Origin of the sequence: Nonomuraea zeae, assembly GCF_005889725.1 — a bacterium.
In the GTDB taxonomy this organism is placed as follows: domain Bacteria; phylum Actinomycetota; class Actinomycetes; order Streptosporangiales; family Streptosporangiaceae; genus Nonomuraea; species Nonomuraea zeae.
This window is the reverse complement of record NZ_VCKX01000337.1, coordinates 1-12335: the sequence shown is the minus strand read 5'-3', so window position 1 is coordinate 12335 and position 12335 is coordinate 1. Positions and strand designations below refer to the sequence as shown.

The 12335-nt window shown below is 73.3% G+C and carries 11 protein-coding genes; 7 read left to right on the top strand and 4 right to left on the bottom strand.

All coding sequences use genetic code 11. From position 1 onward, the window contains the following. The 7 genes from ETD85_RS53310 to ETD85_RS53280 form a co-directional block, all read left to right on the top strand. Positions 1-2153, top strand: a 2153-nt coding sequence (locus tag ETD85_RS53310) for a KR domain-containing protein (RefSeq protein WP_138697514.1), incomplete at its 5' end; no start/stop codon positions are given. Then, positions 2150-3694 carry an FAD-dependent oxidoreductase gene (locus ETD85_RS53305; RefSeq protein ID WP_138697513.1) on the top strand — a complete coding sequence of 515 codons (1545 nt, stop codon included), beginning with the start codon at positions 2150-2152 and terminating at the stop codon, positions 3692-3694. The genes ETD85_RS53310 and ETD85_RS53305, both read left to right, overlap by 4 nt. Positions 3695-3768: 74 nt before the next feature. Further along, positions 3769-4800, top strand: coding sequence for a 3-oxoacyl-ACP synthase III family protein (locus ETD85_RS53300; protein ID WP_138697512.1), 1032 nt, complete (start codon positions 3769-3771; stop codon positions 4798-4800). Continuing rightward, the gene (locus tag ETD85_RS53295; RefSeq protein WP_138697511.1) at positions 4800-6644 is read left to right on the top strand and encodes an HAD-IIIC family phosphatase; all 1845 of its coding nucleotides are present in this window, start codon (positions 4800-4802) and stop codon (positions 6642-6644) included. The genes ETD85_RS53300 and ETD85_RS53295 overlap by 1 nt, the downstream gene beginning before the upstream one ends. Further along, the gene (locus ETD85_RS53290) at positions 6641-6868 is read left to right on the top strand and encodes a phosphopantetheine-binding protein (protein WP_138697510.1); all 228 of its coding nucleotides are present in this window, start codon (positions 6641-6643) and stop codon (positions 6866-6868) included. The genes ETD85_RS53295 and ETD85_RS53290 overlap by 4 nt, the downstream gene beginning before the upstream one ends. After that, the gene (locus tag ETD85_RS53285) at positions 6865-7701 is read left to right on the top strand and encodes a 2-oxo acid dehydrogenase subunit E2 (protein WP_138697509.1); all 837 of its coding nucleotides are present in this window, start codon (positions 6865-6867) and stop codon (positions 7699-7701) included. The genes ETD85_RS53290 and ETD85_RS53285 overlap by 4 nt, the downstream gene beginning before the upstream one ends. Further along, a complete protein-coding gene (locus ETD85_RS53280) occupies positions 7628-8716 on the top strand; it encodes an alpha/beta hydrolase (protein WP_138697508.1) in 1089 nt (362 codons plus the stop codon). Before ETD85_RS53285 ends, ETD85_RS53280 begins: the two co-directional genes overlap by 74 nt. A gap of 98 nt (positions 8717-8814) precedes the next feature. On the opposite strand, the gene ETD85_RS53275 is transcribed toward ETD85_RS53280, so the two are convergent. The 4 genes from ETD85_RS53275 to ETD85_RS53260 all read right to left on the bottom strand — a co-directional run bounded on the left by ETD85_RS53275 (position 8815) and on the right by ETD85_RS53260 (position 12252). After that, on the bottom strand, positions 8815-9606 hold the full coding sequence (locus ETD85_RS53275; protein ID WP_138697507.1) for an AfsR/SARP family transcriptional regulator: 792 nt from the start codon (positions 9604-9606) through the stop codon (positions 8815-8817). Then, complete coding sequence (locus ETD85_RS53270; protein ID WP_138697506.1) at positions 9603-10394, bottom strand: thioesterase II family protein; 792 nt, start codon at positions 10392-10394, stop codon at positions 9603-9605. The genes ETD85_RS53275 and ETD85_RS53270 overlap by 4 nt, the downstream gene beginning before the upstream one ends. Positions 10395-10583: 189 nt before the next feature. Further along, positions 10584-10796, bottom strand: coding sequence for a hypothetical protein (locus ETD85_RS53265; RefSeq protein WP_206059452.1), 213 nt, complete (start codon positions 10794-10796; stop codon positions 10584-10586). A gap of 28 nt (positions 10797-10824) precedes the next feature. Next, on the bottom strand, positions 10825-12252 hold the full coding sequence (locus tag ETD85_RS53260; RefSeq protein WP_138697505.1) for an amidase: 1428 nt from the start codon (positions 12250-12252) through the stop codon (positions 10825-10827). Between the last annotated feature and the right edge of the window lie 83 nt (positions 12253-12335).

The window sequence follows — 12335 nt, the reverse complement described above, 5'->3', positions numbered from 1 at the left end:
ACCCCGCCCCGCTGCCGACCTACCCCTTCCAGCGGCAGCCGTACTGGCTCAACCCGGCGGTCAAACCGGCCACGAGTGCCCGCGAAGCCCGCTTCTGGGACGCCGTGGACCAGGAGGACCTGGACGCGCTGGTGTCGGCGCTGCGGGTGTCGGACGCGCAGCGGGCGTCGCTGCACACCGTGCTGCCCACGCTCGCGTCGTGGCGGCGGCAGCAGCGGGCCCGCTACCGGCCGGCCTGGAAACCGGCGCCGGTCCCGGCGCAGCGGCGGCTCGCCGGCACGTGGGCAGTGATCGTCCCGCCCGGGTCCCGGCCGGCCGAGGAGGTCGTGGCGGCCCTGTCCGCGGCGGACGGTGTCACGGTCGTCACCGTCCCGATGGGCGGCGAGCTGCCGCGTACCGGGATCGACGGCGTGCTGTCCCTGGCCGCCCTGAACGAGGACCCGCACCCGGCCCTGCGGTCGGGGACCGAAGGCTTCGCGGCGACCGCCGAGCTGCTGCGGTCCGGAGGGAGCCTCGACGAGCTGCGGTCGGCGGGCGAGTGCGAGGTGCCGTTCTGGGTGGTCACCAGCGGGGCCGTCCGGGTGGGCGCGGCCGACGAGCCGCCCCGCCTGGCCCAGGCGCAGGTCTGGGGGCTGGGGCAGTCCGACCCCCGGGTCCGGCTCGTGGACCTGCCCGCGTCCGTCGGCTCGGGTGTGGCCGCGCTGCTCGCGACGGTGCTGGCGGACGGCGGGGAGGACCAGGTGGCGGTCCGCGGCTCCGGCGCGTACACGCTCCGCCTGGCGCCTGCCGCGGCCACCGAGCCCACCTGGGACAAGACCGGCACCATCCTGCTCACCGGCGCGGACACCCCGGCCGGTGGCCGGCTCGCCCGCCGGCTGGCGGCCGACGGGGCCGAGCGCCTGCTGCTGCCGCTGCGTCCGGGCGGGCGGCGCGCGCAGGCGCGGCTGGAGGCCGAGCTGAGCGCGCTCGGCGCCCGGGTCACGGTGGTCGCCTGCGACCCGGCGGACCGGGAGGCGCTGGCGGCGGCCCTGCGAGCCGCCCCCGCCGACCGCCCGTTGACGGCCGCCATCCACGTCGCCGCCACCCCATCACCCATGACCGCCCACCACCTCGCCACCACCCATCCGTCCATGACCGCCCACCACGTCGCCACCGCTCAAACACCCATGACCGCCGACGACGGTTCGACCGCTCAATCGCCCACGGTCGGCGGGTCGTCCGAGCTCGAACGTGCCGACGCCGCTCTGGATGCCGAGCTGCGGGCCATGACGAACCTGGACGAGCTGACCCGCGACCTCGGGCTGGCGGCCTTCGCGATCGTCTCCCCCTCCTCGGCTTCCTTCGGCGTGCCGGGCCTGGCGGAGCGCGCGCCGGCGGACGCGTGCGCGCAGGCCGTGGCCGAACGCCGCCGGGCCGCCGGGCAGGCCGCCGTATGGGTCGCCACCGGCCCCTGGGCCGAGGATGACCACCCCGCCGAGCCACGACCGCCCGCGAGCGAACCCACCGAAACGCCTCTGCCTGAGCAAGGAAAGAGCGAGCCGGTCAAGAAGCCCCGACCGGAGCAACGCGGGAGCGAGCCGGACGAGAAGCCCCAGCCGTGGCAACGCGAGAGCGGGCCGGGCGAGGCGCGGACGCCTGGGTTGCGGGACACCGCGCCGGCTGCCGTGGTCGCCGCGTTGTGGCAGGGCGACGGCTCGCTCGTCGTGGCCGACGCCGACTGGGAGCGGCTGACGGCCGACCGGAGCCGGGCGCTGCTGCGCGGCGTGGGCGACGAGCCGCCCGCCGGGTCCGCACCGGCCTCCGGCGGGTTCGCCGGGGCAGGGATGTTCGCCGCCTCGGCCGTACCCGGCATGTCGGTGTTGCGGGACCTGAAGGACCGCCCCGAGTTCGAGCAGCTGCAGGTGCTCCTCGACCTGGTACGCACCTACGCCGCCATGGTCCTCGGCCACGACACGCCGGAGGAGATCACCCCTGACAGCGACCTGCTGACGCTCGGCTTCTCCTCCTTCACCGCACTGGAGCTGAGCAGCCACCTGGCCACGATCGGGCTCGACATGGAGCCGACGGCGATCTTCGACGCTCCGACGATCGCCGCGCTCGCCAGACACCTGCAACTCGGCGCGACAGGCGCCACCCCACCCTCAGGAGGATGATCAGGATGGACGTCGTCATCGCGGGCGCGGGACCCGTCGGCCTGATGCTCGCCTGCGAGCTGGGGCTGGCCGGAGTGCGCCCCCTGGTGCTGGAACGGCGGGCGGTCGCCCGCGAGGACTCACCGGGCATGGCCATCAACGCCACCACCGTGGAGCTGCTCGACCAGCGCGGCCTGGCGGACCGGGTGCGCGCGGGCGGCCTGGAGTGGCCGCAGGCGCACTTCGCCCACCTCATGCTGGACCCCGGCAGGATGCGGGAGCGGCACGCGAGCACCGTGCTCGTGCCACAGTCGCACCTGGAGTCCTGCCTGGAGGCGCGGGCCCGCGAGCTGGGCGTCGAGATCCGCCGCGGCCACGAGGTGACCGGCGTCCGCCAGGACGGCTCCGGCGTCACGGTGAGCGCGGGCGGCGACGAGATCTCCTGCCGCTACCTGGTGGGCTGCGACGGCGCGAACAGCGCCGTGCGACGGCTGGCCGGCATCCGGTTCCCCGGCGTGGACGCCCCCTTCCACGGCATCGTCGCCGAGGTGGCGGCCGACGGCGAGCTGATGCCCCATCTGGGCGCGCACCAGCACCCGGGTGGGGTCTTCACGGTCGGACCCTCGGGCCCTGGGCTGCTGCGGGTCTCCACCGGCGAGTTCGGCGTGCAGGGCTGGGACGACGAGATCCCCGCCACCGTGGACGAGATCGAGGCGAGCATCGCCCGGCTGGTCGGGCACGACGTGAAGATCGGCACACCGCGCTGGCTGGCCCGCTGGCACAACGTCACCCGCCAGGCCGAGCGCTATCGCGCGGGCCGGGTGTTCGTGGCGGGCGACGCGGCGCACGTGCACTTCCCGCTGGGCGGGCAGGCGCTCAGCACCGGCGTCGAGGACGCCGTGAACCTCGGCTGGAAGCTCGCCGCCGACCTGGCCGGCCACGCGCCCGCCGGGCTGCTGGACAGCTACCACCGGGAGCGGCATCCGGTGGGGGCGCGAGCCTGCCTGACGACGCGGGCGCAGGTCGCGCTCATGCACCCGTTGCCCGAGGTGACCCCGCTGCGCGAGGTGATCTCCGAGCTGATCGGGTACGACGACGTCAACGAGCACCTGGTCAGGATGGCCGGGGGCCTGGACGTGACATACGGCTGCGACGAGAGCCGTCCCCTGGTGGGCCGGCGGTTCGGGGCCGTCCCGCTGAGCACGCCCGACGGCGTGGTCTCGCTGGCCGAGGTGTCACGGACCGGGCGCGGCCTCTTCCTCGACCTCTCGGCGGGCGACGACTCGACCGGGTTCCTCGACCTCTCGGCGGGCGACGACTCGACCGGGGCGCTCTCCGGCTGGTCGGACCGGATCAACGTGGTCGTGGCCTCCCCCACGCCCGAGATCCCGGCCGGCGCTCTGCTCCTGCGCCCGGACGGCCGGGTCGCGTGGACCGGCGAAGCCACTGAAATCGGCGAAACCGGCGGGATCGGCAAGCCCGGCCAGCCCGGCGGGACCCGGGACGGTGCGGGCGGGCTGGAGGAGGCGCTGCTGACCTGGTTCGGCCGCCCCACCGCATAGCGCCGGATTAGTCCGGCTTAAGCCCCTGAATCCACCATTGGCGTAGTCACCGGCATTTCCTAGGAGGACACCGGATGCAAGGCCCAGACATCCACATCCTGGCGGCCGGGACCGCGCTGCCCGGCCCCCCGATCGACAACGCGACCCTGGCCCGCCTGCTCGGCATGCCCACCGTCTGGGAGCGTTGGATCGACGCGTTCATCGGCACCGACAACCGCCACTTCGCCGTCGACCTGGCCACGGGAGAGCGCCGGCACACCCTCACCGACATCGGCGAGCAGGCGGGCGCCCGCGCCATGGCCGCGGCCGGCGTCGGGGCCGGGGACATCGACCTCATGGTCATGGGCACCTCCTCGCCCGACATGCTCATGCCCGCCACCGTCAACCTCATCGCCGACCGGCTCGGCATCAACGACATCCCCACGTACCAGCTCCAGTCCGGCTGCTCCGGCGCCGTGGGCGCGCTCGACGTGGCCCACCAGATGCTCCAGTCCGGCCGCCACCGCACCGCCCTGGTCATCGGCGGGGACTCCTGCGCCAAGCACCTGGACACCACCGTCGACATGGCCAAGCTGCCGCCCGGCGAGCAGGTGAACGCGGTCCTGTTCGGGGACGGCGCGGGCGCGGTCGTGCTGAGCGCGGACCCGCGTCCCGGCTCGGTCGTGCTGCGCCGCGTCTTCGCCCGCCTCACCGGGCTCAACCGGCCCCCCGGCCAGGTCATCGAGTGGTACGGCGCGGCCGAGCTCGACTCGGGCAAGCCGCCGGCCGTCGAGGACTACAAGGCCATCGAGGAGTCGGTCCCCACCATGGCCGCCGAGGCCCTCCAGGAGCTGCTCGAAGACCTGGACTGGAAGGACGACGAGATCGACTACGTCCTGCCGCCGCAGCTGTCCGGCGCGATGACCGCGCGCATACTCAAGACGCTCGACCTGCCGATGGCCGCCGAGGTGAGCTGCGTGCGCAGCACCGGCAACACCGGCAACGCGCTGCCGTTCTTCCAGATCGAGCTGGCTCTGCCGCGGATGGTGACGGGTGACCGGGCGGTCGGCGTGGCCATCGAGTCGAGCAAGTGGATCAAGGCGGCGTACGCGCTGGAGAAGGTCTGATGACGATCGAGGACCTGCACAGAGCGGGCCGCCTGGCCGCCGAGTACCCCCGCGTGCGGGGGCTGCTCGCCGAGCTGGACGGCGCCGGGCTGGTCAAGGCCGGCCGGCTGCTGGCCAGGCTGGACCCCGAGGAGGTGCTGCGCGAGCACCCGGAGACCCCGACGACGACCGTCGCGATCACCGGCCACAGCACGCTCTCGATGCTGCCTCCCGCGCTGACCGCCGAGCTGGCCAGGCACGGCCTGCTGGCCGCGGTCGCGCTGGGTGACTTCGACGGCTACGTGTTCGAGCTCGGAGATCCCGCCAGTGACCTGTACACCCGCGACCCCGACCTGGTGCTGTGCGTGCTCGACCCGGCGATCGTCCTCGACGAGGTGCCGTGCCCGTGGCGGCCGGAGGACGTCGCCGCCGTGTTCGAGGCCAAGATCGACCTGATCGAGGGGCTGGCCGCCAGGTTCGCCGGCACGGCCAGGGGCACGCTGGTGCTCAACACGATCCCGCTGCCCCGCCGGTTCGCCGCCCAGCTCGTGGACCTGACCTCGCGGGCGCGCCTCGGCGCGATCTGGCGCGAGGCCAACGCCCGCCTGCTGCGGCTGTCCGGCCAGGGCTCGGCGGTGGTCCTCGACCTCGACCCGCTGCTCGCCGACGGCGTGCCCGCCTCCGACACCCGGATGAGCGTGTACGCCAAGGCGCACCTGTCGGCCGAGCTGCTGGCCGCGTACGCCAGGCAGGTCGGGCACCTGGCCCGCCACCTCGCCGGCCGGACGAAGAAGACGCTCGCCGTCGACCTCGACGGCACGGTGTGGGGCGGCGTGCTCGGCGAGGACGGCCCGGACGGCATCGAGGTGGCCGACAGCGTCAAGGGCGAGGCGTTCCGCGCGTTCCAGCGGGGGCTCAAGCAGATCTCCGCGCAGGGCGTGCTGCTCGCCGCCGTCAGCAAGAACGACCTGCGCCCGGTGCGCGAGGTGCTGAGCGGCCATCCCCGGATGACGCTGCGCGAGGACGACTTCGTCCGGGTCGTGGCCAACTGGCGTCCCAAGCACGACAACCTGACCGAGCTGGCCGGGTCGCTCAACGTGGGGATCGACTCGTTCGTGTTCGTGGACGACAGCCCGTACGAGTGCGGCCTGGTCCGGCACGCCCTGCCCGGCGTGGCGGTGATCGCCGTGGACGACGACCCGGCGCTGCACCTGGACCGGCTGCTGGCCGACGGCTGGTTCGACACGCGCGTGCTGACCGACGAGGACCGCGGCCGGGTCTCGAAATACCGCGACGAGCTGGTGCGCAAGGACTTCCTGGACAGCTTCGACTCCCTTCAGGACTACCTGCGCGAGCTGCGCGTCACGGTACGGCTGGGCCCGGCGGGCGAGGCGGAGCTGGCCCGCGTGTCGCAGCTGACGCTGCGGACGAACCAGTTCAACCTGACCACCAGGCGCCTGCAGCCGCAGCAGGTGCGCGAGCTGGCCGACTCCCCGGCGACGCGGGTGCTGGCGGTCAGCTCGGCCGACAGGTTCGGCGAGAACGGGCTGGTCGGCGTGGTCACCGTGCGGCGGGACGGCGACGTCGTCCACCTCGACGACTTCCTGCTGAGCTGCCGGGTCTTCTCCCGCGGCATCGAGCAGGCCTGCCTGTCGGCGGTGCTGCGGCACGCCAAGGACAGCGGGGCGCGGGCGGTGGCCGGCTACTACCGCAGGACCCCCAAGAACGGCATGGTCGCCGAGTTCTACCCCCGCTACGGCTTCCGGCCCGCCGAATCGGACGGAACCTTCGTGCACGACCTGGCCGACATCATGTCCGCGCCGGAGACCGTACAACTGACCGCGAGCCTCGGAGGGCCGGCGTGACCACCATTGACGACTTCATCGCCCTCGTCCAGGACGAGATCGGCATCCCGGTGACCGTGGAGGACGCGGGCCTCGGGTTCGACGAGCTCGACCACTGGGACTCGGTGCACCTGCTCGCGCTGCTCATCGCGCTGGAGCGGGCCACCGGGCAGCGCGTCTCCATGCCCGACGTGATGGAGGCGACGAGCCTCCAGGACATCTTCGAGCTGGCGGTGCCGCGATGACGATCGCGCCGGTGGCCAGGCAGCGCCGGCACACCCTGCACTTCCTGCGCGAGATCCGGCCGATCGTCCCCGTCTTCCTCGACACCGAGGTGGACGCCACGGCGGTGCTGGCGCACCGCCGGGCCGCCCGAGCGGCGGGCGAGCAGTACTCGATCGTCTCCTACCTCCTGTACGCGGCCGCCCGCGCGCTGGCCGCGCACCCCGAGGCGAACGCCGCCGTCCGCGGCCGGCTGCGGCCCAAGGTCGCCAGGTACGAGACGGTCAACGGCAAGCTGACCCTGGACCGCGCCATCGACGGGCAGCGGATCGTGCTCTCGGCCGTCTTCCCCCACCTGCAGCGCACCAGCCTGGACGACGTCCAGCGCCGGGTGAACCACCTGCGGGACGGCGACGCGGCCCGCCTGCCGGAGTTCGCGCCCGCCAGGCTGCTGCACCGGCTGCCGCCGCTGCTCGGGGGCGCGCTGTTCCGGCTGGGCGTGCGGCCGCTGCGCCGGCGGGCGGCGGCGTTCGGCACGTTCGCGGTGACCTCGCTCGGCCACCGGCCCGTGGACGGCTTCTACTCGGTCGGCGGCACCACCATCACGCTGGGCGCCGGCCGCATCGTGGACCGCCCGGTGGTGCGCGACGGCGAGCTCGTGGTCGCGCCGACGATGCGGCTGAGCCTGACCTTCGACCACCGGGTGATCGACGGGGCCGAGGCGGCGGACGTACTGGCCGCCATCAAGGACGGTCTGGAGCGCTTCACTGAAGGGACACGCCATGAACGACGTGGACGAGCTGAAGAAGTTCGTCGTGGTGCACGCGCGGGGGCAGCGGATTCCCCGTTACCGTGAGCTGCTCGACCGCATCAGCCACGACGGCGAGGGCCCCGGCTCGTGGACCGGCGAGTGGTGCCGGGCCGCCGCCGAGCTGGAGGAGCGCGGGCGTCACCTCGACGCCTGCCGCCACTACGCGATGGCGCGCTTCCCGTTCGCCGACGGCCCGGCCAGGCAGGCCGCGATCGCCGCGGGCGTGACCGCGCTCGACCACTGGCGCTTCTCCGCCGGCCTGGACATCCACCGGCTCGACCTGCCGATCGGCGACGGCCGCGTACGCTGCTGGGCCAGTGGCCTGTCGGCGGCCGAGCCGCGCCCCCTTCTGCTGATCATGGGCGGGATCGTCACGGTCAAGGAGCAGTGGGCTCCCCTGCTGGCCCAGATCGACCGGCTCGGCATGGCGGGCATCGTCACCGAGCTGCCGGGCGTCGGCGAGAACACCCTGCGCTACGACGCCGGGAGCCACCGGATGCTCTCGCAGCTGCTCGACGCCGTGTCGGACGTCGCCGACGTGAGCCAGACGTACGCCATGAACCTGAGCTTCAGCGGCCACCTGGCGCTGCGCTGCGCGCTGGAGGACCGGCGGATCAGGGGCGTCATCACCACGGGCGCGCCGATCTCGGAGTTCTTCACCGACCGGGACTGGCACGCGCGCCTGCCCCGGGTGACGACCGACACGCTCGCCCACCTCACCTGGACCGACCCGGCTGACCTGGCCGAGTCCATGCGGGACTGGGCACTCACCGCCGACCAGCTCGCCGCGCTGGACATCCCGGTCTGCTACGTGGCCAGCTCCCAGGACGAGATCATCCCCGCGGGTGACCCGGCGCTGCTGGCCCGGCACGTACGGGACCTGCGCCTGATCGAGCACGACGACGTGCACGGCTCGCCCGGCCACGTCGTCGAGACCCGCCTGTGGACCGTGCTGTCGCTGTTCCGCATCCGCCGGATCAGCAACCTGCAGAGCGCCACGTTCGGGCTGCTCTGGCGCGCGGCCAAGGCCCGCCGCGCCCTCACCGGCTCCCGGGCCTGACCCCCGCGCACCCGCCGCATACGGAAGGACCCCCGCGATCCGCGGGGGTCCTTCCGCCGTCTTCGCGCGGCCACCTGGAGGAATCGGCCGCGTCCCGGTCAGGCCGACTGGGCCGTGCTCTCGTACCCGCACAGGTCCATCAGCCGGTCGTCGGCCAGCAGGATCGAGCTGTGCAGCTCCTGCAACGCCTTGCAGGGCTCCAGCCCCAGCTCCTTGGTCAGCGTCGCCCTGGCCCGCTGGTAGACCTGCAACGCGTCCCCCTGCCGCTCCGCCCGGTAGAGCGCCAGCATGAGCTGGCGGTAGAACGTCTCGCGCAGCGGATACTCCATGACCAGCGCGTAGAGCCGGCCGATGAGCTCGCGGTGCCGGCCCAGCTCCATCTGCGAGTCGATGAGCATCTCGATGCACTCCATGCGGACCTCGTTCAGCCAGATCACGAACCCTTCGATGATCGGCCCGGTGCGCAGGTCCTCCAGCGCGGGGCCGCGCCACAGCGCGAGCGCCTGCTCGAAGCACGTGACCGCCTGCGCGTGATCGTGCTGCCGGACGTGCGCCCGGCCGAGCTGGACGTACTGCTCGAAGATCTGGAAGTCGAGCTCGTCGTCGCGCATCCGCAGCAGGTAGCCGGGCGGCCGGGTGACGACGGCGGAGTCTGCGACGCCCTCGCGGGCCAGGAACTTGCGCAGCTGGGAGATGTAGACGTGCAGCGCCGCGATCGCCCGGCGCGGCGTCTGGTCACCCCACAGCTCCGTTTCGAGCTGCTCGATCGAGACGACCTGGTCGGATCTGATGAGCAGGGTCGCGAGCAGCGTCTCGACCTTGCGCGCGCTGATGAAGGAGCTGACGCCGCCGTCGAGGACCCGCAGCGGGCCGAGGATCTCGTACCTCACGACGCGGTCCCTTCCGCCGTCGGGACGGGCAGGCTCCGCTTGAGCGCGCCGGTGATGATGGCCAGCACCTCGCGGCGGCGCGACTCCAGGTAGAAGTGGCCGCCGGGCAGGACCTTCAGGTCGAAGCGCCCCTTGGTGTGCATGGCCCAGTCGGCCGCCTCCTCCAGCGTGACGTCCGGGTCGCTGTCGCCGATCACCGCCGTGATCGGGCAGCTCACCGGGGTGCGCAGGGTGTCGACGTACGTCTCGACGGCCTGGTAGTCGGCGCGCGTGGTCGGCAGGATCGCGGCGCGCAGGTCGGGCTCGGCCAGCAGCCGGGGGTCGGTGCCGCCCAGCCGGGTGAGCTCGGCGGTCAGTCCGGGGTCGTCGAGCAGGTGCACGCGCCCGTCACGGTACCTGGACGGCGCGCGCCGCCCCGAGGCGAACAGCACCAACGGGACCGACCGGCCCAGCGCCTCGCGTCTGCGCGCGACCTCGAAGGCGAGCAGCGCCCCCATGCTGTGCCCCCAGAACGCGAACGGCATGTCCGTCCATTCGTCGAGCGCGTCCCCGATCCGGTCGGCCAGCTCGGCCAGGTTTGTCACGCACGGCTCGGCACGCCGGTCCTGCCTGCCCGGATACTGGACGGCCAGCACCTCGACGTCACGGCCGTCGAACGAACGCGACATGGGAAAGTAGTAACTCGCGGATCCGCCGGCGTGCGGAAAGCAGAAGAGCCTGATCTTGCCGGTCGGCACGGCGTGGAACCGCCGGACCCATTTTCCGCTGCCACTTCCGAGAGAGCCCATGGGCTTCTCCTGTCCTCATGTACAGATGGATCTCCTTGATCCTCAGAGTAGGGAGCGCGATCGGCGTCAAACACCCCTGTGGCACCCCTAAGAGCGGCCTTAGAAACGCGAAAGAACCGGCTCTGACGTGCGAAAGCGTGGCCGTCGCCGCTGTCGCGGGACGGCCACGCGAAGGGGCTGAGCTGGGGGTTACTCGGACCAGTCGACGATACGGGCGTCGGCGCGGAAGCGGAGCGCGGGATCGGCGTAGCGGGCCTCGGGGACCGCGTAGAGTGCGTCCACGCCGGCGCGCTGAAAGCCGTACCCGGTCGCGAGGAGCGCGAGCTCGTCCTCGGGGACGGTGAGGCCGGCGGCGGCGAGCAGCTGCCCGACGATCGCGGTGTGGTCGGCTGAAGCGGTCATGTTGGGTCTCCTTCGATCGTGGCGGTGGTCAGGCGGCCGGCTGGGGCGCGGCCAGGTCGGGGACCTGCCGGTGCCAGCCGGTGACCTGCTGGTAGGCGTCGCCCGCGCGCAGGATGACCGCCTCCTCGAACGGGCGGCCGGCGAACTGCAGCGACAGCGGCAGCCCGTCCGCGGTGAAGCCCATCGGGGTGACCAGGACGGGGTTGCCGACGCAGTCCCAGTACTGCGTGAAGATGTGGGCGAACATCGCCTCCACGTCGAGCCGGCCTTCGGCGTCGGTCAGCGACTCGTAGGTCGGGGCGCCGGTCGAGGCGGTCGGGCAGACGATCACGTCCACCTCGTCGAACAGCCGGGCGACCGCGTCCTGCGCGACCCGGCGTACCCGCTGGGCCTGCACGTAGTCGGCGCCGCTGACGAGCGCGCCGCGGGCGAGCATGGCGCGGGTCGCGGCGAAGTAGTCGCCCCAGCGGGCCGCGAGGTCGTTGCGGTGGTAGGCCAGCGCCTCCGCGCACGCCGTGACCAGGTTGGCGGTCAGCATCTCGGTCCAGTACGGCAGCTCCAGCTCGACCGCCGTGGCGCCGAGCCCGGTCAGGGCGGTCACCGCGGCCTCGAAGGCGGGTGCGGCGGCCGGGTCGGCGCCCTCGGGGAAGTGGCGGGCGCGGACGACGCCGATCCGCAGGCCCTCCAGCGAGCCCCCGTCCGACCAGGCGGCGGGCAGGTCGAGCGGCAGGTCCACGCAGTCGGGGTCGCTCGGGTGGTGGCCGGCGATCACGCCCAGGACGGCGGCGCAGTCGCGGGCGCTGCGGGCCAGCGGCCCGACGTGGTCCAGGGAGTAGCCGAGGGGCGCGACGCCGGACTTCGGCACCCGGCCGAAGGTCGGCATCAGCCCGCTCACCCCGCAGAACGCGGCCGGGATGCGGATGCTGCCCGCCGTGTCGGTGCCGAGCCCGGCCAGGAACATCCCGGCCGCGACCCCGTTGCCGGTGCCGGAGCTGGAGCCGCCCGGCCAGGTACGCGGGTCCCACGGGTTGCGAGGGGTGGGGAAGGGCTTGGAGGGATCGACCATGCCGCAGGCGAACTCCATGGTCGTGACCTTGCCGGTGATCACGGCCCCCGCCGCCTTGAGCCGGGCGACGACCGGCGCGTCCCGGCCCGCCGCCCACGCCGGGTCCAGGATCAGGCTCTGCGCGGTGGTCGGCCCGTCCGATGCGGCGATGATGTCCTTCACGCCGAACGGGATGCCGTGCAGCGGCCCCCTGTCCACCCCGGCGGCCAGCTCCTCGTCCGCCCTGGCCGCGGCGGCCAGCGCGGCCTCGTCGAACCTGACCAGATAGGTGCCGAGCGCGCCGTCCAGCCGGTCGGCCTGGGCGATGGCGTGCTCGGTCAGCGCCACGCTGGTCACCTCGCCGCCGCGGATCGCCGCCGCGGCGTCGGTGAGCGTCAGGGGAAGGTTCATCGTCGCTCCTTGCGATATGAGGGCATGGGCGTACGCCCGAGGTCAGAGCCGGGGGAAGCCGCTAGAGGGCGGCGGGCGGGGTG